Origin of the sequence: Haemophilus sp. HMSC068C11 (assembly GCF_001815355.1) — a bacterium.
GTDB lineage: Bacteria > Pseudomonadota > Gammaproteobacteria > Enterobacterales > Pasteurellaceae > Haemophilus_D.
Genome location: NZ_KV820354.1, coordinates 100,625 through 122,070 on the forward strand (window position 1 = coordinate 100,625; position 21,446 = coordinate 122,070).

The 21,446-nt window shown below is 39.2% G+C and carries 21 protein-coding genes; 11 read left to right on the top strand and 10 right to left on the bottom strand.

The genetic code is table 11. The features are described from left to right. Window positions 1-34 precede the first annotated feature (34 nt). Both ppc and purR read right to left on the bottom strand, forming a co-directional pair. Window positions 35-2,674, bottom strand: a complete 2,640-nt coding sequence (gene ppc / locus HMPREF3020_RS01405) for a phosphoenolpyruvate carboxylase (protein ID WP_049385156.1) — start codon at window positions 2,672-2,674, stop codon at window positions 35-37. A 172-nt stretch (window positions 2,675-2,846) separates the two neighbouring features. Beyond that, window positions 2,847-3,857 carry an HTH-type transcriptional repressor PurR gene (gene purR, locus HMPREF3020_RS01410; RefSeq protein ID WP_049385157.1) on the bottom strand — a complete coding sequence of 337 codons (1,011 nt, stop codon included), beginning with the start codon at window positions 3,855-3,857 and terminating at the stop codon, window positions 2,847-2,849. Between the two features lie 404 nt (window positions 3,858-4,261). Here purR and HMPREF3020_RS01415 point away from each other — a divergent pair, with 404 nt between their 5' ends. The 11 genes from HMPREF3020_RS01415 (at window position 4,262) to HMPREF3020_RS01465 (ending at window position 14,700) form a co-directional block, all read left to right on the top strand. Then, complete coding sequence (locus HMPREF3020_RS01415) at window positions 4,262-5,032, top strand: glycosyltransferase family 25 protein (RefSeq protein ID WP_049385158.1); 771 nt, start codon at window positions 4,262-4,264, stop codon at window positions 5,030-5,032. A 7-nt stretch (window positions 5,033-5,039) separates the two neighbouring features. Further along, window positions 5,040-6,239, top strand: a complete 1,200-nt coding sequence (locus tag HMPREF3020_RS01420; protein WP_049373291.1) for a hypothetical protein — start codon at window positions 5,040-5,042, stop codon at window positions 6,237-6,239. Further along, complete coding sequence (locus tag HMPREF3020_RS01425) at window positions 6,232-7,113, top strand: glycosyltransferase (protein ID WP_070775318.1); 882 nt, start codon at window positions 6,232-6,234, stop codon at window positions 7,111-7,113. Before HMPREF3020_RS01420 ends, HMPREF3020_RS01425 begins: the two co-directional genes overlap by 8 nt. Window positions 7,114-7,135: 22 nt before the next feature. Next, window positions 7,136-7,939 carry a glycosyltransferase family 2 protein gene (locus HMPREF3020_RS01430; RefSeq protein ID WP_049367976.1) on the top strand — a complete coding sequence of 268 codons (804 nt, stop codon included), beginning with the start codon at window positions 7,136-7,138 and terminating at the stop codon, window positions 7,937-7,939. A 33-nt stretch (window positions 7,940-7,972) separates the two neighbouring features. Then, a complete protein-coding gene (locus tag HMPREF3020_RS01435; protein WP_070775319.1) occupies window positions 7,973-9,091 on the top strand; it encodes a lytic murein transglycosylase in 1,119 nt (372 codons plus the stop codon). A 79-nt stretch (window positions 9,092-9,170) separates the two neighbouring features. Then, a complete protein-coding gene (locus HMPREF3020_RS01440) occupies window positions 9,171-10,310 on the top strand; it encodes a cytochrome-c peroxidase (RefSeq protein WP_070775320.1) in 1,140 nt (379 codons plus the stop codon). Window positions 10,311-10,406: 96 nt separating this feature from the next. Further along, window positions 10,407-11,522 carry an ABC transporter substrate-binding protein gene (locus tag HMPREF3020_RS01445; RefSeq protein WP_070775321.1) on the top strand — a complete coding sequence of 372 codons (1,116 nt, stop codon included), beginning with the start codon at window positions 10,407-10,409 and terminating at the stop codon, window positions 11,520-11,522. Window positions 11,523-11,537: 15 nt separating this feature from the next. Then, entirely contained in the window at window positions 11,538-12,587 is a 1,050-nt protein-coding gene (locus tag HMPREF3020_RS01450) for a FecCD family ABC transporter permease (RefSeq protein WP_070775322.1), read from the top strand. After that, the gene (locus HMPREF3020_RS01455) at window positions 12,587-13,360 is read left to right on the top strand and encodes an ABC transporter ATP-binding protein (protein WP_070775323.1); all 774 of its coding nucleotides are present in this window, start codon (window positions 12,587-12,589) and stop codon (window positions 13,358-13,360) included. Before HMPREF3020_RS01450 ends, HMPREF3020_RS01455 begins: the two co-directional genes overlap by 1 nt. Before the next feature lie 13 nt (window positions 13,361-13,373). Continuing rightward, on the top strand, window positions 13,374-13,808 hold the full coding sequence (locus tag HMPREF3020_RS01460; RefSeq protein WP_070775324.1) for a pseudoazurin: 435 nt from the start codon (window positions 13,374-13,376) through the stop codon (window positions 13,806-13,808). 70 nt (window positions 13,809-13,878) lie between these two features. Then, window positions 13,879-14,700, top strand: a complete 822-nt coding sequence (locus HMPREF3020_RS01465; RefSeq protein WP_070775325.1) for an ATP-grasp domain-containing protein — start codon at window positions 13,879-13,881, stop codon at window positions 14,698-14,700. Between the two features lie 54 nt (window positions 14,701-14,754). Here HMPREF3020_RS01465 and HMPREF3020_RS01470 read toward each other — a convergent pair whose 3' ends face one another. From HMPREF3020_RS01470 to HMPREF3020_RS01505, 8 genes are all read right to left on the bottom strand, one after another. Continuing rightward, entirely contained in the window at window positions 14,755-15,378 is a 624-nt protein-coding gene (locus HMPREF3020_RS01470) for a lipoprotein HlpB (protein WP_070775326.1), read from the bottom strand. Between the two features lie 100 nt (window positions 15,379-15,478). After that, window positions 15,479-15,802: a c-type cytochrome gene (locus HMPREF3020_RS01475; RefSeq protein ID WP_070775327.1), complete on the bottom strand. Its 324-nt coding sequence runs from the start codon at window positions 15,800-15,802 to the stop codon at window positions 15,479-15,481. A 5-nt stretch (window positions 15,803-15,807) separates the two neighbouring features. Continuing rightward, on the bottom strand, window positions 15,808-16,287 hold the full coding sequence (locus tag HMPREF3020_RS01480) for a TlpA family protein disulfide reductase (RefSeq protein ID WP_070775328.1): 480 nt from the start codon (window positions 16,285-16,287) through the stop codon (window positions 15,808-15,810). Further along, on the bottom strand, window positions 16,277-16,948 hold the full coding sequence (locus HMPREF3020_RS01485; RefSeq protein WP_070775329.1) for an ABC transporter ATP-binding protein: 672 nt from the start codon (window positions 16,946-16,948) through the stop codon (window positions 16,277-16,279). The genes HMPREF3020_RS01480 and HMPREF3020_RS01485 overlap by 11 nt, the downstream gene beginning before the upstream one ends. Before the next feature lies 1 nt (window position 16,949). Continuing rightward, the gene (locus tag HMPREF3020_RS01490; protein WP_070775330.1) at window positions 16,950-18,083 is read right to left on the bottom strand and encodes an ABC transporter permease; all 1,134 of its coding nucleotides are present in this window, start codon (window positions 18,081-18,083) and stop codon (window positions 16,950-16,952) included. Beyond that, on the bottom strand, window positions 18,070-19,410 hold the full coding sequence (locus HMPREF3020_RS01495) for an ABC transporter permease (protein ID WP_070775331.1): 1,341 nt from the start codon (window positions 19,408-19,410) through the stop codon (window positions 18,070-18,072). The genes HMPREF3020_RS01490 and HMPREF3020_RS01495 overlap by 14 nt, the downstream gene beginning before the upstream one ends. Continuing rightward, entirely contained in the window at window positions 19,410-20,804 is a 1,395-nt protein-coding gene (locus HMPREF3020_RS01500) for a Fe-S-containing protein (RefSeq protein WP_070775332.1), read from the bottom strand. Before HMPREF3020_RS01500 ends, HMPREF3020_RS01495 begins: the two co-directional genes overlap by 1 nt. Before the next feature lie 115 nt (window positions 20,805-20,919). Next, window positions 20,920-21,441, bottom strand: a complete 522-nt coding sequence (locus tag HMPREF3020_RS01505; RefSeq protein ID WP_049357398.1) for an iron transporter — start codon at window positions 21,439-21,441, stop codon at window positions 20,920-20,922. Between the last annotated feature and the right edge of the window lie 5 nt (window positions 21,442-21,446).

Genomic DNA, 21,446 nt, shown 5'->3' on the forward strand with positions numbered 1-21,446 from the left:
TATTTTTGACCGCACTTATTTTTAGTTGCCGTAACTAGCCCGTATTTCGCATACCTGCGGCAATACCTGTGATAGTAATCATCAGGGCTTGTTCGACATCAGGGCTTGGGTTTTCAGGCGATTCACGGAAACGACGGAGCAATTCTACTTGAAGGAGATTGAGCGGATCCGTATAAACATTACGTAACGCAATAGAATCGGCGATCCATGGCAAGTCTGCCATTAATTCATCTTTGTGAGAAAGCGAAAGCACGGTTTTAATATCTGCATTCAGTTGATTACGCAGATTTTCACCTAAGTACCAAAGCTCTTTTTTCACTAAGTTATGATCATATTGTTCAGAAAGCCAAGTATCGGTTTTACTGAATACCATTTCTAACATGCCCACGCGGGTAGAGAAGAATGGCCAAGCCTTACACATTTCTTCAATAATGTGACCTTTGCCTTCATCTACAATTTTTTGAATTGCCGCACTTGCACCAAGCCATGCCGGTAGCATTAAGCGGTTTTGCATCCAAGCAAAAATCCATGGAATGGCACGCAAGCTTTCTACGCCACCATTTGGATTACGTTTTGCAGGGCGAGAGCCAAGTGGTAGTTTAGACAGTTCTTGTTCCGGTGTGGCACTGCGGAAATAAGGCACGAAGTCTTTATCTCCACGAACAACACTACGGTAAATGTCGCATGAAGTTGCGGAAAGCTCATCCATCACAGTACGCCATTCTGCTTTTGGTTCTGGCGGTGGAAGTAAGTTTGCTTCTAAAATTGCACTGGCATAAAGATCAAAGGTTTCAACCGCAACTTCGGGTAAACCAAGTTTAAAGCGAATCATTTCCCCTTGTTCAGTCACACGTAAACCATTTTTGAGTGAGCGCGGTGGCTGAGAAAGTAATGCCGCATGTGCAGGTGCACCACCTCGACCGATTGTACCACCACGACCATGGAATAAAGTGAGTTCAATACCTAGTTCTTCGGTTAGATTAACTAATGCTTCTTGTGCACGATATTGTGCCCATGAAGCCGCCATCATACCTGCATCTTTAGCAGAGTCAGAATAACCAATCATCACCATTTGATGATTGTTAATCACGCCACGATACCAACCAATATTGAATAATTGACGCATGACCCCTTCAGATGCATCTAAGTCATCTAAGGTTTCAAAAAGTGGCACGACAGGAATGTGATAAGGCACGCCTGCTTCTTTTAATAATAAATGCACAGCAAGCACATCAGAGGCACTTCTCGCCATTGAAATAATATAGCAAGCAATCACGCCTTGTTTTTGTTGAGCAATGACTTTGCAAGTATCTAAAATTTCTTGGGTTTCAGCAGATGGCTCCCAATGGGTTGGAATTAATGGGCGACGAGAATTTAACTCGCGTACTAAGAAAGATTGTTTTTCTGCTTCGCTCCATTGTGCATAATCGCCAATGCCAAGATAACGAGTGATTTCAGCAATAGCATCGGTATGACGGGTACTTTCTTGACGGATATCCATTTGTGAAAGAGTGACACCAAAACAACGAATACGATGCAAAATATCTAATAATGAACCATTAGCGATAATCCGCATGCCACACGCCATTAATGATTGATAGCAGTCATAAAGTGGTTCCCAAAGTTGATTATCTTCCATGATGATATCCGCTTGGCTTACGCGTGGCGGACGATTTGCTAGGCAATCATCAAAGTAATCTAGGGTGGCGATAAGTTTTGCACGAAGTGCTTTGACTACAAAACGATAAGGCTCTAAATGCTCACCATATTTTGCGGTAAATTCTGATGTGCATTTCACCATAGATAATTCATCAGCAAGAGATTTAATGTCATTTAAGAATAAATCTGCTGCTTTCCAACGAGCAAAATAGAGTACTTGTTGAGTAATTTTTGAAGTAACAAATGGGTTGCCATCACGGTCACCACCCATCCAAGAAGAAATTCGGACAGGACGTAAGCCTACTGGTAAATCGTACCCCAAAAATTCACGAGCATGTTCATTTAATTGACGTAAGAATTCCGGCACCCCTTGCCATAGGCTGTTTTCAATCATGGCGTAGCCCCATTTTGCTTCATCGAATGGCGTCGGGCGAACGGTACGGATTTCATTGGTATGCCATGCTTCAGCAATTAAACGAAGTAGCAAGCGTTCAATAATGCCGCGTTCTTTAGGCGTCAAATCATCGTGCTCTAATTTGCTTAAGCATTTATTGATCTCAACGTGTTTGTGGATTAACGAACGTCGTGTGGTTTCGGTTGGGTGTGCGGTTAATACTAGCTCAATGAGCAAGTTTTCAACGGTTTTGTAAACTTCTTCTTTTGAAGTATTTAATGCTTTTAAGCGTTGGAATAAAGCACTTAATGAACGATTAGAAGATTGTAAATCTTTGTGTTGGCGAGAGACCGTTTGGTATTGTTCAGCGATATTCGTTAAATTAAGAAAATGGCTGAATGCTCGTGCAACAGGAATAATATTTTCATTTGAAATGGTGGAAAGGGTATCCAACAATGTTTTACGTGCTTGGCTATCACCCGCTCGAGATTGTTTGGACAATTGACGAACATTTTCAATTAAGGTGAGAATGTCTTCGCCTTGTGCATCATTAATGGTTTCTCCAAGAAAACGCCCTAGCATATTAATGTTATGGCGGAGAGTGCGATACTCATCAGTCATATGAACTCCGATAAAGAAAAAAATAAAACTAGGGGAGATATAACCAAAAATATGTATCGGGATCAAATGCTATACGTCAAAAACTTGCATTAAATCAAAAAAGGCTAAAATAAGTAAAAAATGACCGCACTTTTTTAGATAAAATTCAAAGTGCGGTCGAAAAGTTTAATGTTTATTTAAGGTTGCGAACTGATTTTCGAATAACGAGTTCAGGATGGATCGCAATGCGGTGTTTTTCGTGATTATCGTTATCTTTATTGGCAATACGCTCAAATAAAAGATTAACCGCTTGTGCACCTAAACGAGACTTCGATTGGTGAATCGTTGTGAGTGGGGGTGCATAGAAACGCGATGAGTGAATATTATCATAGCCAATAATCGAGATATCATCAGGCACACGCAAGCCTTTTTCCGTAATCGCAGAAATTGCACCTAATGCCATCACATCATTACAACAGAATACGGCAGTAGGTAGGCTGTCTTGTGCAAGAATTTTATTCATACACTCGTAACCGTCCTCAGGTTCGAAGAAACCTTCCATAATCCAATTTTCATGGATCGGTAGATTGGCTTCATTCATGGCTTTTACAAAGCCTTCGTAACGGGTTCTTGCCGTCGTTTTATCTAATTCACCCGCAATAAGACCGATCTCTTTATGACCACAATCAATTAAATGCTTAGTAGCAAGGTAACCGCCCGTAAAGCTGTTATCTTCAATGATATCGGTATCTGTATTTGGACCCCAATCCATTACCACCATCGGCACAGACGAGAAACTAGAAAGCACATCAAGTGAATGTTGTGTGTATTCAGAACACATTACCAATAAACCATCTACGCGTTTTTTGGTAAGCATTTCGACGTGGTTTTTAATTTTTTCAGGATCATTTTGTGTATTACACAAAAAAAGTGAATAGCCTTGACGATAACAATGATCTTCAACGGCATGAATGATTTCAGCAAAATAAGGGGATTCACTGGTTGTCACAATCATCCCAATGGATTTTGTCGTGTTGACTTTCAAACTCCGAGCAACAGCACTTGGTGAGTACTTCAAGCTTTTAATGGCTTGCATCACCGCCTCTTCGGTTTCTTTTGCTACAAAACGGGTTTTATTAATTACGTGTGAAACAGTGGTGGTGGAAACACCAGCCATTTTTGCGACATCTTTAATTGTTGCCATAATTTTGCCTCTAGAGAATTTTTCCTATTATAAAGACTGTCACCAAATAGGTTAAGTAAATTATAAAAAATTTTTGAAAAAACGTGCTTTATTGTTAGAATGGGTTATCTTTAACTAAACAAGTGGGAAATTAAAATGAGTGATTTTGGTTACGCAATGTTAGCTGTAGTGCTTTCTTTAAGTGTTGTAGTCGGTTTAGCGACTGCAATTTTCTAATTGAAAGAAATAACATATTAATCCATTTAAAATAGACCGCGCTTTAAGCATTTAAAGTGCGGTTATTTTTTTAAGGCTTTTTAAAGTTGTGTTAAAAGCCATGCCATAGGACTATTTCTTTAGTATAATTTGCAACTATTTCCGTTTGTTGTAATCAAAATACTGCAAAAACCAAATTTGAGATAATTATGAATAAATATTTGATTTCACTAGATAAAGATGTTCAGCGTCGTGAGCTGTTTTTTGCTCAACCGGATACAGCAGATTTCGTTGTATTTTCAGCGATTAATACCATGCAAAAAGAGTGGAATGAATTGGCAGAAGTATTCAATCCAACGAAGTTTGAACAGCACTATGGACGCAACGTCACAAAAGGCGAAATTGGTTGTACATTAAGTCATTTAGCGGTTTATCGTCAGATTGTAGAAGATCAAAATGTGACGGAAAATGACTATGCGTTAGTCTGTGAAGATGATGCGTTATTCAATTCAAATTTATCGCCAAAAACGATCGCACTTTTAACCGAAAAATGTGATGCGGATATTGTATTAATCGGGCAGTCAAAAATTGCGGAATTTGATGATGTGGAATTAGAAATTAATTATCCAACCACTTTTTCATTTTTACGCCAAACTATTGGTGATGTCACCGTGGCTTATCCATATAAAAGTTATTTTGCAGGTACGGTGGCATACTTAATCAAAAAATCAGTGGCACGTGCATTTTTGAAACAACTCGAACAAGAAAAACCGTTTTGGCTTGCTGATGATTTCTTATTATTTGAAACTCAATTCCAGATTAATAACAATGTGGTTCGTCCACTTATGGCCATTGAAAATCCACAATTAGTGAGTAATTTGGAAGCGATTCGTGGTTCAAAATCTAATAATTTAGTGAAGAAATTAATTAAATATCCACTCAAAAAAATCTTAGCAGTGAAAAAGAATTTAGGAAAATAACGTAAAAATGACCGCACTTTTTAATCTTTTTTATCTTTACGATCCTTGGCTGTTTCATGTCGTACGAATGTCATTCGTCGCTGGTTTAGCGGCATTGGCTGTATTGGCTTATCAGTATCTTAAAAAGCAGAAACCACAAGGTATTACCGTGCCAGTGGATAGTTTAGCCGTTATCATTGGGCTGATTGCATTTAGTGTGATTCCGCTTTTAGTTAACGGTACGCGAGATTTTTCTGTCATCACCATGTATGTGAAAGAGCTGATTTTATTTATCTTCGGCGTGGGACTTTATAATGCCTTCTATGCCAATGTAAATGGTCAACTGAAGGTGGTGCGTGATTTACAATTTGGTGTGGTGGTGCAGTTTGTTGTGGGCGTGATTGGCTTACTCGGTGCATCATTTATGATTGATTTCTTGCTTTCAACCAATGCGGTGTTGCCCGCACGTTTTTATGGTTCAGAACAGGAATATCGACTATATAACATCACTGCAACGGCCTTTTTCCAATTGAGTTTATTCTATTTGATGCTGTTGCATTTCTTACTGGCTTACAACGCTAAACATAATACGCTTCCAAGTATTTTAGTGTTTTTTATGCTATGTATTGGCTTGATTTCAGGACGTACATTCCTTCTGTTATCGGTTGTGAGCATTTTAGTGTATTTCAAATGGCGTTATGTGCCATCACTCATTGCATTTGCTGTTTTGGTATTATTACTGGCCTATTTCTTACCTGAAAATCCTTATGTAGCACATGCTTTAGAGCCCGTGATTAATTTATTACATGGTGCAGGATTTGTCAGTTCGTCAACGGATACATTGATGAAAAACCATCTCTTTATGCCAACACTTAAGCAGTTCATTTATGGCGATGGTATGTATATGACAGGTGAGTTAGAAGTTGGTCGTTATTATGGACATACAGACTCTGGTTTCTTACGCCAAATTCTTTATGGTGGTGTGTCTTATGCTTTAGTGTGTTTTGCCGTGACATTCTATTTTGTACGCAAAGTCGCCTTAAACTGGTTTGATGGTAGCTGGAAATTTATCCTTTCTGCCTTTGTGATTTTAGCGTTCTGTAATATCAAAGCGGACACCTTTGCTTTCCCAGGTATTATGTTTGTCATGCTGATGTTCTTATCGCTTTTTGGCACTCACGGTAAACAACTTATTTTATTTAAACAAAAGGAGCCGAAAGATGTTTAGTATCATCGTGCCTTCTTATAATCGGAAAGAAGAAATTCCTGCCTTATTGGAAAGTTTAACCAAGCAAACCACCTATAATTTTGATGTGGTGATTGTGGATGATTGCTCGAAAGAACCCGTTGAAGTGACACAATCTTATCCATTTGCAGTTAAAGTCATTCGTAACGAAACCAACCAAGGTGCCGCAGAAAGTCGTAATATCGGGGCAAGAAATGCCGATAATGATTGGTTGTTATTCCTTGATGATGACGATCTTTTTGCAAATGATAAATGTCAGACATTAGCCGATGTGATTGCCGAGCATCCCGATGTTAATTTTGTTTATCATCCAGCTAAATGTGAAATGGTGAATGAAGGCTTTAGCTATGTGACCAACCCGATTGAGCCTCAAGAGATTAGCGTAGAGCGAATTTTACTGGCGAATAAAATAGGTGGTATGCCGATGATTGGGGTGAAAAAAGATCTGTTTTTAAAAATCGGTGGATTATCGACCGCACTTCGTTCATTGGAAGACTATGATTTCTTGCTGAAACTTGTGCAAGATCCAACGTTTAAAGCGTGCAAAGTAGCAGAACCATTAACTTATTGTACGTTCCATACTAAGCGTTCTAGCGTATCAACGGATACGACTAATACGCAAAAAGCGATTGATTATATCCGTGAAAATTATGTGAAAACGGCAGAGCAAGAAAAGAATTTTGCCATCAACGCACAATATATGTTGGCCTACCCACATATTATGAATTTATCCCGTAAAGCCGCTTTTTACTATTTTGAAATTTTTAAATTAACGAAAAGTATTAAGCAGCTAATCATTGCCTTTGTGGTTTTAATTTCACCTAAATTGGCAATTAATTTGAAACGGTTTATGTAGATAACTTATTAGATAGAGAAGTATGAAATTTTCAGTTTTAATGTCCTTATACATTAAGGAAAATCCACAATATTTAAGAGAATGTTTTGAAAGTTTAGTGGCTCAAACCCATCCAGCAGATGAGATCGTATTGGTGTTTGACGGTGCAGTAACGCCAGAATTGGAAGCCGTGGTTTCTGAATTCGAAACCAAATTACCCTTAAACTTAGTGAAGTTGCCAAAGAACTTAGGCTTAGGCAAAGCGCTCAATGAAGGATTAAAACATTGTTCTCACGATTGGGTCTTCCGTATGGACACCGATGATATTTGTGTGCCTGAGCGTTTTGCGAAGCAAGTGGCGTTTATTGAGCAACATCCAGATACGATTATTTTCGGTGGGCAGATTGCTGAGTTTGGCGAAAATATTCAAGACATCGTGGCATATCGTAATGTGCCGACTGAAGCACAAGATATCGTTAAATTTACGCAAAAACGTTGTCCTTTCAATCACATGACGGTGGCGTATCAAAAAAGTGCGGTCATTAATTGTGGTGGATATGAAGATTTACAGGAAGATTATTACCTGTGGATTAAGCTCGTGGCGCAAGGTCAAAAAGTGGCAAACTTGCCGGACATTTTAGTTTATGCCCGCGTGGGTAATGGCATGGTAGGGCGTCGTCGTGGTTTAAACCAAGCGAAAGCAGAATGGCGTTTATTTAAATTGAAACATCGCTTAGGTATTCAAGGCTTATTTTCAGGCTTATTCACCTTTGCCTTGCGCTCAGGTTCTCGCTTATTACCAACCTCATTATTGAAAGCTGTTTATAACAAATTTTTACGCAAATAATGGGATATTTTGATAATTAAAAAAGGAAAAGAAATGAATTTAATCTCAACGTTAAAAATGACTGCATTATCGACCGCACTTTTATTGGCGGGTTGTTCAAGTAATACGACAACAACGACAACGTCATCCACGAAAAGTATTCCGTCAGTAAGCAGTAATGCTGTTTATAGCAAACCAAGAACTTTAGATAACTTTAATGATTATGTACAGTTCTTAAAAGGTAAAGCGGCTGCTGAAGGCGTATCTTTATCAGTATTGAATGCACAAAATAATATTCAATATATGCAAAAAGCTGTAGATTTGGATCGTACACAAGCGGGGAGAAGCCAACGTAATGCGGATCAACCACAGTTACCGAATCCAAACGGTACAACGAATTATTTGAATAAAGTACTGACCCAAAACAAAGTAGACATCGCCGAAGAGCGTTATTGGGAAGTCCAGGCACCATTACAACAAGCAAGCCAACGCTATGGTGTTCAACAAGAATATATTCTTGCTTTATGGGGTATGGAAAGTAGTTTTGGTTATTATCAAGGTAGCTATGATGTACTATCAGCTTTAGCCACCTTATCCTTTGATGGCAGACGTGAAGCCTTATTTAGCAAAGAATTTGTGAATGCGATGAAGATGTTAGAACGTGATCATATTCAACGTAATAGAATGTTAGGCTCTTGGGCCGGCGCAATGGGACAAACTCAATTTATGCCAAGCGCATTCTTAAACTATGCAGCAGATGGTAATAATGATGGTGTGAAGGATATTTGGACAAACCAATTTGATGCGTTTGCTTCAATTGCAAATTATCTTCACACTGTAGGTTGGGATAATAAATTGCCTTGGGGTGTAGAAGTAACATTAAATCAACCATTAGATTTGTCGCTTTCTGGTATTGAGAAGAATAAAGCACGTTCACTCAGCGACTGGCAGTCTAAAGGTGTCACTTTAGCGAGCTTTAGCCAACAAGAACAAGATAAACTTGCCGCGCTTTCTCAAGCTGATCTTTGGTTAGTTCGCCCTGATAAAGAAGTTGGTCGCGCATTCTTAGTTTCCAATAACTACCGCACGATTTTAGATTGGAACAAATCAAATTACTTCGGCGTGAGCATCGGTATGTTTGCTGATCGCATTAAGATGGCCACCGGCTTGTAGAAAATTATTTTCCTTTTATAATCCAACAAAGCTTTGTTGGATTATTTTTTATCTATAATTTGAATATTTGGAGAACACGATGCAAAAAAAATGGCTTTCTATTTTATTGTTTGCCCCCCTGATGCAAAGTAATTATGTATTGGCTGAGCAAGCAGCGAAAAAAGAATTGGATTATAAAGCACTCGGTGAAGTGTTGTTTTTTGATAAATCGATTTCTTTTAATAAAACACAAAGCTGTTCAACCTGTCATAGCCCAGATACTGCCTTTGTGGATCAACGTAAAAACTCTGCAAACCAAATGGTTTCAGAAGGGGATAATCCTCATCTTCATGGTAATCGCAATGCCAATACTGCGCTTTATGCGATGTTCTCACCGGATTTTCATTTCGATAAAAAAATTCAAGATTATGTAGGCGGACAGTTCTGGGATGGTCGTGCGAAAGATTTAGCCGAGCAAGCAGGCGGACCACCAGTAAACCCAGTAGAAATGGGTATGCCAGATAAGAAAGCTATTGTTGAACGTTTAAAAGCAGATCCGACCTATTACAAACCTATTACAGATCTTTATGGCGAAAGCATTTGGGCAGATACCGACAAGATTTATGCCATTATGGAAAAAGCCATTGGCGAGTTCGAAAAACAGGAATTATTTGCGCCATTCTCTTCAAAATATGATCGTGCTTTAAAAGGTGAAGCAGAATTGACCGCACTTGAAGCCGAAGGTAAGGCATTATTTTTCGATAAAACACGCACAAATTGTAGTAATTGCCACCAATCAAGTGAAGCGAATTCAGCAAAAGAAACTTTTACGAATTACCGCTATTTCAATATCGGCGTACCAAGTAATCAAGAATTAATTAAGCACAACAAATTAGCTGCCGATTTTGTGGATAATGGGCTATTGGATAATCCGATGGTGAAAGGTGATGAAAAGCAAAAAGGCAAATTTAAAGTGCCAACTTTGCGTAACATTGGTGTTACTGCGCCTTATATGCATAACGGTGTTTTCCGCGATTTAAAAACCGTTTTACTATTTAAAGACAGTTTCAATAATCCTAATCGTAAAATCAATCCTGAAACAGGAAAAGCGTGGGAGAAAGCCGAATATGCTCAAACCATCAATCCTGATGTTTTAAAAGCAAAACCGCTTACAGATGAAGAGATTAACGCATTAGAAGCATTCTTAAAAACATTAACTGACGAAGCTTACGAAGAATAAGTAATCGCCTGAGTTGAATTTAGCAATCGTTTTCGGTATTATTCGCACCGATAATTATTATCATTTATTTTTAATTTTACTCAGGAGATTTTTCTTATGAAAAAACGTTTTTCAACTTTAGCGATTGCGACCATTCTTGGTTTAACTGCAGGTTTTGCCAATGCTGACCCCGTGAAAGTAAAAGATATACTTGATCGTGAAGTCACCGTTGATTTACCGGCAAAACGCGTGGTACTTGGTTTCTATTACCAAGATTATATGGCAGTTGGAGGTGATAAAGCGTTAGATAACGTTGTCGGTTTTTCTAAGAAAGTATGGTCTTCTTGGGCACCAGCAAGCTGGGAGTTATTCAGCAAAGCGGTACCAAAATTGAATCAATTAGATGATGTAGGTGAAGTAGAAGAAGGCACGTTCTCTGTGGAAAAAGTGCTTTCATTAAAACCTGATCTTTTAGTCTTAGCAGATTGGCAGTACGAAATGCTAGGATCTGATTTAGATGCCATCAATGAAGCGGGCATTCCAATTGTGGTATTAGATTACAACGCTCAAACCTTAGATAAGCACATTAAATCTACTGAAATTATTGGAGAATTAACAGGTCAGGAAGATCGCGCAGCAAAAATTGCGAAAGAATACAAAGACATTGTTGAACATATCCAGACGACGGTTAAAAATGCAAAATTAGCAAAACAACCAAAAGTGTATGTGGAGTTTGGTCGTGGTGGCCCAGCTGAACAAGGGATGACGTTCTTCTCTAGCATGTGGGGCTCAATGATTAGCCTTGTTGGTGCAGAAAACGTAGCGCCTGCAGAAATTGGCAAATGGGGCACATTAGCTGCTGAAAAAGTATTAGCTGCGAAACCAGATGCAATTATTATTACAGGCCGTGAAACTGAATTGAAGAAAAATCAAGACGGTATGGTAATGGGCTTTGGTATTGAAAAAGCCGAAGCAGAGCGTCGTTTAAACGCATTCAAACATCGTGCAGGTTGGGCTGAATTACCGGCAGTGAAAAACAACCGTGTTTATGCAGCCTATCATGCGAACTCTCGTACTTTATCAGACAGTGCTTCTGTTCAGTTTGTAGCTAAAGCGGCTTATCCTGATCTGTTTAAAGATTTAGATCCTCAACAAACTTACTTAAACTTCTATAAAAACTACTTACCGGTTACGCCGGAAGGTACAATTTATCTTTTCCCTGAAACTAAATAAGGGAAATACTAATCAATGAAAAACAATTCTGTTGTAGCAGATATTGTGGCTAACCAGCGTAAGCTTGAACGCAAACGCTGGTTTGTTATTTTATCTTTTCTTGTGATTGGCGTGGTCAGTCTTATTCTCGATGTGATGACCGGCCCCGCGATGTTATCGGTATCGGAAGTCGTGAATGCGTTATTCGGTATTGGTGAAGTCGATAAAATGACAAACAATATTGTGCATAATTTACGTTTACCTATGGCCTTGATGGCGCTTGTAGTGGGAGCAACATTGGCTGTTGGTGGGGCAGAGATCCAAACCTTATTAAATAACCCAATGGCAAGTCCTTATACATTAGGTCTCGCTGCCGCGGCAGGTTTTGGTGCTTCTGTTGTGATTGCTTTCGGAAGTTTTGGTTTACCGGTACAAGTTGCCGTGCCAATTGGTGCGTTTGTCATGACTATGCTCGCCTCTGGGATTCTTTTCTTGTTCGCGTCTAAACGTCGTTTTAATTCTGAAATGCTCGTACTGGTAGGGATTGCATTGCTCTTTATTTTCCAATCCTTACTTTCATTGGTGCAATTTATTTCGGCGCCGGAAGTCTCGCAACAAATCCTATTCTGGCTATTTGGTAGTCTAAATAAAGCGACATGGCAAAGCTTAATCATCATTATTGTCGTCACCACAATTTGTGTCGCATTACTTTCAAAAGAGCTTTGGAAATTGACCGCACTTCGTTTAGGCGAAGATCGTGCAGCGAGTCTTGGTATCAATTTACAAGTATTACGTATCAAGGTATTAGTTCTTGTCGCAATGATGACGGCGACAGCAATTAGTTTCGTGGGCGTGATTGGCTTTATCGGCTTAGTTGCGCCACATGTTGCTCGAATGTTGCTTGGTGAAGATCAACGTTTCTTCTTACCAGGCGCAATGTTAGTCGGTGCAGCATTCTTATCCCTTTCTTCTGTATTGTCTAAAGTTATTATCCCTGGCGCATTGTTCCCAGTGGGGATTGTTACCTCGTTTATTGGGGTGCCTTTCTTCTTTTGGATTATTTTAAATAACAAGAGGGGACAATAATGTTAGAATTAAAGAATCTTACGGTAAAACGAGGTGATCTCACCGTTGCGGATCACATTAATGTCCGTTTTGAAGAAGGTAAAGTTTACACGGTGCTTGGGCCAAACGGCACAGGGAAATCCTCCATGCTGAAAACTATTTTTGGTGAATTGCCACATGAAGGAATGATTACCTATCAAGGTAAACAGCTAGAACGGACGAAGTTAGCAGATTGGCGTAAACCAATTGGCTATATGCCTCAAGATAGCCGAGTAGACGCAAGCTTGACCGCACTTGAAGTCGTCCTTTTAGGACGAATGGATAGTCTAACGATGCGAGTCAGCGATGAGCTTCTCACTGAAGCGGCAAGTATTATGACACAATTAGGTATTGGTCATTTAGCTCATCGTGATATTCTGAATCTCAGTGGTGGACAGCGTCAAATGGTGATGTTTGCTCAGGTTTTATTACGTGAGCCACAGATTTTAATGTTGGATGAGCCAGTGAGTGCGTTAGATATGCATCATCAGCTTAATCTCTTAGAAGAAGTTTACACCTATACGAAACAGAAAAATCTGATTACTATAATGGTATTACATGATTTAAGTCTTGCTGCTCAATTTTCAGATGAGTTGATTTTACTTGGTGAAGGTAAAGTGCAAGGCGTGGGCGATGCTCATCATGTTTTACAAGTGGAAACGATTAATCGTTTATATCGTGTAAACGTTGAATTATTACAATGTAGTGCAGGTTTGCCGGTGGTTCGTCCACAACGTAAATCAGCGCATTCTTAAGAAGGAAATGAAAATGAAAAAAATCGCACTTGCAGCATTATTAGGATTAAGTTTTGCTACTCAAGCCGCACATTATGACATCAAAATGTTGAATTCAAACAGTGAAGGCTCAATGGTTTTTGAACCGGGTTATTTAAAAGTACAACCAGGTGATACGGTGACATTCCGTCCTGAAAATAAAAGTCATTTTGTGCATAGCAAAGCGATTCCTGAAGGTGCTCAAAAATTCCAATCTGAAGAAGATCAGGAACTCACAATCACTTTAGATAAAGAAGGTGTTTATGTTTATACCTGCCCAGTACATCGCTCAATGAATATGAATGGTGTGATTCAAGTGGGTGATAATCTACCAAACAAAGAACAAGCTGAGAAAGTGGTGAAAGATCTTGAGAAGAAATCAATGACGAATAAAGGTCGTCTTGAAAAATATTTTGCTCAAGTAAAATAGTCGCTGAAATCGATGCGCCAGTTAAATAATTGGCGCATCTTCTTTATGTTTAAATCCGTTATTATTTACTATGCTTACAATCACCACTTGCAAAACGTATCCTTCAGCCCCTCAAAATCTTATCCCTGTACAAATACAACTTTCTAATCAAGGTATTCCGACTCAATTTTTGCCTTGGCAGGAAACATTACAAAGTCAGTTTATTCTGCCTTTAGCAGCATGGGATTATGCGAATTTCTATGATGAATTTACTCAATGGATTAAACAGCATGAGAATGCGTTTATCAATCCTGCGGAATTAATGTTATGGAATAGCCATAAAGGCTATCTATGTGATTTGCAGAATTGGGGCATCAATGTTATTCCAACTATTATTTGCTCAACAAAAACATCTGAAATTTTGACCGCACTTGAACGCCAAGATTGGCCAGAGTTTGTTATTAAACCTGCTGTAGGACAGAGTGGTAATTTGGTGACAAAACTCAAACAAGGTGAAGCATTACCTGATCTTTCTGCATATGGTGAGCAAGTTGTGTTACAGCCCTTTATTCCTGAAGTGGCGACAAATGGTGAAACTAGCTTGATTTTTTTCAATGGTGTATTTAGTCATGCTATTCGCCGACAGCCACCTCAAAATGAATGGCGAGCGAATTCACAATATAAAGTTGAAATTATCCCTGTTGAGGTTGATAGCCATATCATTGAAACAGCACGTCATGTTTTACATAAATTGCCTGAAATGCCTGTTTATGCACGCGTAGATGGAACGATTATTCACAATCAATTTCTATTGAATGAATTAGAATTGATTGAACCTGCGTTATATTTAGATCGTTGGGAAGGGGCAACAGAACGATTTGTAGATGTGTTAAAAAGTAAAATACTAAAATAAGCGCATAAAAAACCTTACTTGTTACAGTAAGGTTTTTTCATCTTTAACGCTTAATTATTTTGCAGCTGGAGTAGCTGGAGCAGCTGGTGCTGCAGGTGCAAATTTTTGTGCTAAATCAGCACCGTCTTTTTGTAATTTAGCTACTGCAGCTTGTAGTTTTTCAACTTTAGCTTGGTAAGCTTTAGTTTGTTCTTCAGTTGGCGCTTTAGTTGCTAAGTTTAATTGATCAACTAATAATTCGCTTGATAATGAAAGCACTTCTTTATTTTGATCTTTAATGCTTTTCACTGAAGGTGCTGTAATATCTAATTTATCTAAGCTTGCAATTGTATCTTCAACAGTTTTGTTGAACGTTTTGATAGCTTCTTCAATTTTTTTATCATCTTTTGCTTGAACAGCAGCAGTTAAATCAGATTGAAGTTTTTGCTGAGCAGCCATTTGAGCTTGAGCTTGGCTTGCGTTCCATTCAAGTAATTTGTTGTAGTCAGCTTGTTCTTGCGCTGGTGTAGCTTCAGCTGGTTTTGCTGCTTCAGCAGGTTGAGCTGCTTCTTGTTTAGCTTCCGGTGCAGGCTGAGTGGTTTCAGGTTTTGCTGGAGCCGGTTTATCTGCTGGTTTATCACAAGCAGTTAAGAATAATGCAAATAATGCAGTTGCGCTGATTTTAGTGAATTTGTTCATAAAAAATCCTTTATTGATATAATAAAAATTTCTTAGCTTGTAAAACTAAGCCCCTTCTAAGACCGTACATTTTAGAATTAGTTTAAAAAAAATTCAAAAACTATTTTAGTGTTTGAATATATTCACTTAAATTATGAATATCTTGTTCACTTAAACGTTGTTTTGCAGGGCTTCCTGCACCAGTAATATTTCCTGCTTTTCGTTCTGAAAGTGCGGTTGAAATTTCTTCCGGTTTAAGTTGATTAATAATTTTTGATTCACCCATTGCTGTTTTTTCGCCTTGTTTCCCATGACAAGTTGCACAAGAGCGTTTATATACCTTTTCTGCTTTCACTAAGTCAGCTTCGGCAGAAAGGGCTGGAATCGCAAATAAAAAGCCTAAAACGGGTAAAAGTGTAGAGAGTAAGTAAATTCGTTTTTTCATTTTGGCTAGCCTTTAAATAATTTATCTAAATCCTCTGCGGGAATCGCGCCTTCATATTTAGCCTGAATATTACCTTCAGGCGTAATCACAAAACTTGTTGGCGTGCCGATAAGCTGATAGCGTTCAGCAGTAATTTTTAATTGGTCTTTGATAACGGGCAACGTAAGCTGACGTTTGGCGACCACAGCTCTAGTATCCACTTTATCTCCATCTACATTAATGGCGATAAGCTGAACTTTATCTGGATTAGCTTCGGCCAATTTTTCGAACTCTTTTAATTCTGCGACACATCGTCCACAGGTTTCAGACCAGAATGTCAGTAAGCGAGTGCCTTTCCAATCATCAAGTTTCACTTCTTTACCTTGTAAATCATAAGCAGCGATGTCTGGTGCTTTTTGACCAATTGCAGCGACTTCATCTTTACAAGAAACGCTGCCAAAAATGACCGCACTTATGGCAAGTAGTTTGACAAATTTATTTTTCATGGATTTCCTCTTTTACAAATTTTCCGTGATGGAGATAAATAACACGATCGGTTAACTCACCCAATTCTGGATTGTGTGTCACCATCACAATAGTTCTCCCTTGGCGATTTAATTCTTGTAGTAAATCCAGTACAAGGGCTTCATTTCTTTCGTCGAGGTTACCTGTTGGTTCATCGGCAAAAATGACTGGAGGTTGGTTCACCAATGCGCGAGCAATACATACCCGTTGTTGTTCGCCCCCAGAAAGTTGGCTTGGACGGTGATCCATACGATGACCTAATCCCACTTGTTCGAGTACCGCTTTAGCCGCAGCTTCATCAATCACACTATGATAGTGCTGAGCTAGCATTACATTTTCAAGTGCGGTCAAATAAGGAATTAAATGGAATTGTTGGAAGACTAGACCAATTTTTTCCGCTCGGAAACGTTGACGACCTACTTCATCCAGTTGTGCTGCATCGACGCCGTCTAAAATCACTTTACCTTCACTGGCCGTATCTAAGCCAGTCAGAATATTCATGAGTGTGGTTTTACCCGAACCCGATGCGCCCATGATTGCAATAAACTCACCTTGGCGAATTTGAATATTAATATCTTCTAAAGCAGTGACTTGCCCGAATCGTTTATATAAATGTTGCGTTTCAATCACAAATTCACTCATTTTATTCCCCTTTTAACACATTTGCGGTTTGAATATTTAAAGCTCGTTTGGTTGGTACAATCACCGCAATAAAGGCAACCAATAACGATAATACGATAGTAATTGGAATAACTGGCAGACGCATATCAATATAAGATTTGAATACGGTTAATCCAAGTAATTGTGCCAAGATGTAGCCGAGAATCAGTCCCGCAACAATTGCGCAAAGTGCAATGATCAGAATTTCGGTACTAATTTGCTTAATGATGTCACTTTGTTTTGCACCTAAAGCTTTTTGCAGTGCAAATTCTTTTGCTCGTTCTCCAACAATAGCGATAAGAGTGGTATTCACACAAAGGGTAGCGAGAATCAAAATGACCAATGAGATTAAGCCCATCAATCCTTTAATTTTATCTAAAATTTGCCCTTCAGACGCTGAGACTTTTCGAATTGGGCGGGCAGTTAGATCGGGTTGGCTTTGCATAATGTCTTGGGCAAATTGTGCGACGTTACCTTGTTCATTTTTCACATTGAGCAGGGCATTGTTTGCCAATCCTTCTTTATCTAACCAACTTTGTGCAAATTCTAAGCTAACGATTAACATGTTGTCTGTGGCATCGCCTGCCTCAACTATCGCTTTAATCGTGAATTCATGTTTTTCAACGGCATTTTTGGAAAGCTTTAATTTACTTCCAACACCTAAATTGAGACGTTCAGCTAAGGTTTTACCAATCATCGCATTGCGATCATCAAAGTTCACATTAATGGCTGAACCGGTAATTTGCCAATAAGGTGCGAGAACATGCATATCTTCAAACCACACGCCCATAATAACGATTTTTTCTAAATCACTTCGCGCTACGCCATATAAATAAGGGCTGGCTGCTGTGATGAAATTATCCGGTGCATGATGAAGAATTTGCTTTAATTGGCGTTCTTTCATCAAACCGCCATTAGCAGCACCAATGTAAAAGTTTGCCCCGAAAGTACGGAGTTCTTGGCTCATTTTGGTATTAATATCAAAATATACTGCTGCCATTGCGGTAACAATAGACGCACCGACAGTCAACGCAGAGAAGATAATAAATACTCGTTGTAAACGTAGGCGTAATGCTTGGAAGATTAAACGCCAAAACATACTTTTATTGGCGGCCATACAGCACCTCCACAGGGTAAAGTTTGGCAATACGATGGGCTGGGAACCAAGTGCCCACCACAGCAATTAAAATAGACAGCATCAATACGCAAGGGATTACAATCCAAGCGAAACTCAGTGGTACGCCAAATAGCGCTGAACCAATAAATCTTGCTAAGCCCCATCCTGCAATACAACCAAGAGTGCCTCCAATTAAGGCACTGATAATGGCTTCACAATAAAATAATAAGGCGATTTGCCATTGATAGGCGCCTAACGCTTTCATTAAACCAATTTCTTTTGAACGCTCAATGATCCCTGTACTCATTAATGAGGCAATCCCCATGGCTGCCGCGATTAAAGCAGCGAGAGTAACGACAGCAAGCAATAATTGGATTTTACCAATGACGACCCCTTCTGACGCTGCAACCTGCCAAATTGGGCGAACAATAGCACCAGAAATGGCTTCTTCTAACTGATGGGAAATAGAAGAAACATAAGCCGTACAATACCAACGATCGTACTCTTCGGCATCTAACGCATCGGTATTGGCTCGCGCTTTACGAGAAAGGTCATTTTCAGGCACGGTAAGAGCAGAGACTTTAACTGATTGAATTTTCCCTTCTAAACCCAGTAATTTTTGTACAGCACTGAGTGGCACGACTAATTGATTATCTTCAGCACCACCTGTAGATAAAATACCGGTAATTTCAACCGCACTTTGATTATCAAGTTTATCATTTTGATAGTGGAGCTTGATCTTATCGCCTTGTTTTAAACCTGTTCGTTGCGCTAATTGTTCACCAATGAGCGCAGGAATAAATTCACCTTCAGGCGTTTCAAGGTCGTTGACCCATTCCCCTTCAACATGCCAATAAGGACTAATAATTTTTTGGCCAGTATGGAAATCGTCTTCATCTGGTACAGGAATGTTGTGATCGAAAAATGTACCAAGCACATTAATTTGTTCAAGTGCGGTCGATTTTTCATGAGTTTTATCAGAAAAAATTTCTGCTTTCACATCTGCACTTAATAATGGCGCAAATCCCACAATGTTATTTCGCCAGAAAATATCTTTAATATTCGGCAGTTCTTTTTCATCGAGGAAATCTTGGCTACTTAAATCTGTGTTGTGACTGAGCTCATCAGGTAAGGCTGCATTACTCGCAGGTTCGACTAAAATATTGGCACCGTAAGATTTTAGTTCTTTTGCCATTTTGTCGCCGATATCAATGGAAACAGCCAATAGTGCAGAGACTAATCCAGCCGCCAAGAAAATAGTCACCACTGCTAAAAACTTACGTTTTATGCTAAAACGCCAAGATTGGAATAACATTCTTGCTAGCATTATTCCCCCTTACCTAAATATTTTTCAGGGTTATCACGGAATAAATCGAGGTTTTTCTCGCTTTCAAAGAAGTAAGTTTTACCTTCATAATTGTATTTGTGCTCCGTTTTAGTGTTTTTCATTTGGGTGCCACTAATCGGATCTTTTACATCGATTTCAACAATCGTGCTAAATAAATTCAGCCCTTCTTCTAAGCCGGTTCGATTAATGAGAATTTCAGTCTCAGTTTGTTGCCAATCTTCAATCGGTACAGGATTACAGCCACCCGGTTTACCAATAGATGGAATAAACATATGTACGCCGCAGCCCACGCAAACGACCTGGTTACCTTCCATGACATAGCCTTGGTCACCACAAAGCAAGCAGGCATCAAATACTGCGGCTAAGCTCAATTTATCTGGCTGACGATTAATGACAAAGAAACGCACAGCTTTACCATCATCAGCAATCCAAACAAAACGGTGTAATTTGCCGTCTTTTACTTGCTCAATCGGAATATGGACTTGTTGCTTTTCATCTAAAGTCAGAGGAATTGCTTCTGAAAGTTGAGGAGGACGAGAAGCAATTTGCTCCCAATAAAGTTGCGTTGCAAAAGTAATCGCTAAGGCTAAATATCCCCAACCAAGTAAGTGAGAAGAGGTACGTAATGCAGCTAATTTTTGGCGTTTTTCAATGGGTTCTTGTGTGGCATTAACTTGTTGCTTGCGTGATAAATGAATTTTGCCATAAAAGATGGCAAGTACAACTAAGAGCAATGCAGCACAGATGTAATTTAACCAACGAGTGATTTCGCCTGATTTCGCAACAAAACTTAAACGAGGCTTGGTAAGCTCAAGCACCTGAAGTTTCATTAAAATTAATAAGACTTCACCGATAAGTGGAACAAGCAAGCAAACTAAGAGAAGGCTAATGGCACCTTTTAAAAGTGCGGTTGATTTTTGTTGTGTTTTTACCGCTTGTTTTAGAAGTAAATCGATCCAGCCTTGTAAGCATAAACAAAAAACAAAGGCAAAAATGACCGCACTTATGTGCAGGATAGAGTCTGTGTTGATGACATCTGTGGAAACAAGAGCGGTAATGTTGGGATCTTTTGCCCAGAAGCTTCCAGCGATGAGCATTAATACCATTTGCCAAAAAGCAGGTAAGCGACCTTTGCCGAAAATTAAACATAAGGCAAAGATAATCAATAGCGCCAATATCACCGCATTGACGATTAAATTGGTTATTTGTCCCGCAGGTAAACTAAGGCGCAGTACGATACCGGCAATAAAACCGAATAGGCTAAGCCAAATTATTTTTTTTGCACTTACAGTGGATTGTTTACTGTGATAAACACCGAGCAATAATGAAAAAGGTAAAAGTGCTTGAAGCAGGAAAGTGAAAAAATAATTCATAGTTTGACCATTTAATAGGATAAAACAGACGATATTTTAAGGTTAAACGAAATGCTATTGCCTTCCCCTGACAAACAAGGGAAGGCAAGTCGGTAAAATCAATATTTACCTCAGATTATTTGATGCCAGTGAATTTGAATTCATAGCTTACATCAAATGGTTTCCACCAACGACCAACACCTGTTTCAGAGTCGGTATGACGGTGCATGCCTGCTTTTGATGGAGGATCGATGTGGTAAGTTAATTTATAGTTACCCACGCCCATCATTTTCACGTTTGCACCATAGTGAGGACCGTCACCCGCTACCATTGGCATGAAGGTACCTTCTTGTTTTTCACCCGTATCAGCATTTACTAAAGTATAGTTGATAGTTAAGTAAGGCATCCATTCACCATCACCAAAGCCATTTTTGTTACCTTTTACTGCGTGGATATCCGCTTCTAAGTGAATATCTGATTTCGCAGCAGGTAAACCCATGCCACGTGGTTCCATATCGATTGGTTTGAGATAAACCGCTGCAATTTCCATTTCATTCATGGTTACCGCTTCGCCGATTGGATACTCTTGGAATGCGTTTGCAGTAGACGCGGTAAAAATACCCGCAAATAATGCTGTTGCTAAAAGTGCTTTTTTCATTGTTT

Bases quoted from the DNA above. Each gene is read 5' to 3' on its own strand.
- HMPREF3020_RS01420 (WP_049373291.1), top strand. From the start codon at position 5,040: ATGACCGCACTTTTTAATCTTTTTTATCTTTACGATCCTTGGCTGTTT.
- HMPREF3020_RS01470 (WP_070775326.1), bottom strand. From the start codon at position 15,378: ATGAACAAATTCACTAAAATCAGCGCAACTGCATTATTTGCATTATTC.
- HMPREF3020_RS01500 (WP_070775332.1), bottom strand. From the start codon at position 20,804: ATGAATTATTTTTTCACTTTCCTGCTTCAAGCACTTTTACCTTTTTCA.
- HMPREF3020_RS01485 (WP_070775329.1), bottom strand. From the start codon at position 16,948: ATGAGTGAATTTGTGATTGAAACGCAACATTTATATAAACGATTCGGG.
- HMPREF3020_RS01460 (WP_070775324.1), top strand. From the start codon at position 13,374: ATGAAAAAAATCGCACTTGCAGCATTATTAGGATTAAGTTTTGCTACT.
- HMPREF3020_RS01490 (WP_070775330.1), bottom strand. From the start codon at position 18,083: ATGGCCGCCAATAAAAGTATGTTTTGGCGTTTAATCTTCCAAGCATTA.
- HMPREF3020_RS01455 (WP_070775323.1), top strand. From the start codon at position 12,587: ATGTTAGAATTAAAGAATCTTACGGTAAAACGAGGTGATCTCACCGTT.
- HMPREF3020_RS01435 (WP_070775319.1), top strand. From the start codon at position 7,973: ATGAATTTAATCTCAACGTTAAAAATGACTGCATTATCGACCGCACTT.
- purR (WP_049385157.1), bottom strand. From the start codon at position 3,857: ATGGCAACAATTAAAGATGTCGCAAAAATGGCTGGTGTTTCCACCACC.
- HMPREF3020_RS01415 (WP_049385158.1), top strand. From the start codon at position 4,262: ATGAATAAATATTTGATTTCACTAGATAAAGATGTTCAGCGTCGTGAG.
- HMPREF3020_RS01425 (WP_070775318.1), top strand. From the start codon at position 6,232: ATGTTTAGTATCATCGTGCCTTCTTATAATCGGAAAGAAGAAATTCCT.
- HMPREF3020_RS01495 (WP_070775331.1), bottom strand. From the start codon at position 19,410: ATGCTAGCAAGAATGTTATTCCAATCTTGGCGTTTTAGCATAAAACGT.
- HMPREF3020_RS01480 (WP_070775328.1), bottom strand. From the start codon at position 16,287: ATGAAAAATAAATTTGTCAAACTACTTGCCATAAGTGCGGTCATTTTT.
- HMPREF3020_RS01440 (WP_070775320.1), top strand. From the start codon at position 9,171: ATGCAAAAAAAATGGCTTTCTATTTTATTGTTTGCCCCCCTGATGCAA.
- HMPREF3020_RS01430 (WP_049367976.1), top strand. From the start codon at position 7,136: ATGAAATTTTCAGTTTTAATGTCCTTATACATTAAGGAAAATCCACAA.
- HMPREF3020_RS01450 (WP_070775322.1), top strand. From the start codon at position 11,538: ATGAAAAACAATTCTGTTGTAGCAGATATTGTGGCTAACCAGCGTAAG.
- HMPREF3020_RS01505 (WP_049357398.1), bottom strand. From the start codon at position 21,441: ATGAAAAAAGCACTTTTAGCAACAGCATTATTTGCGGGTATTTTTACC.
- HMPREF3020_RS01475 (WP_070775327.1), bottom strand. From the start codon at position 15,802: ATGAAAAAACGAATTTACTTACTCTCTACACTTTTACCCGTTTTAGGC.
- HMPREF3020_RS01445 (WP_070775321.1), top strand. From the start codon at position 10,407: ATGAAAAAACGTTTTTCAACTTTAGCGATTGCGACCATTCTTGGTTTA.
- HMPREF3020_RS01465 (WP_070775325.1), top strand. From the start codon at position 13,879: ATGCTTACAATCACCACTTGCAAAACGTATCCTTCAGCCCCTCAAAAT.
- ppc (WP_049385156.1), bottom strand. From the start codon at position 2,674: ATGACTGATGAGTATCGCACTCTCCGCCATAACATTAATATGCTAGGG.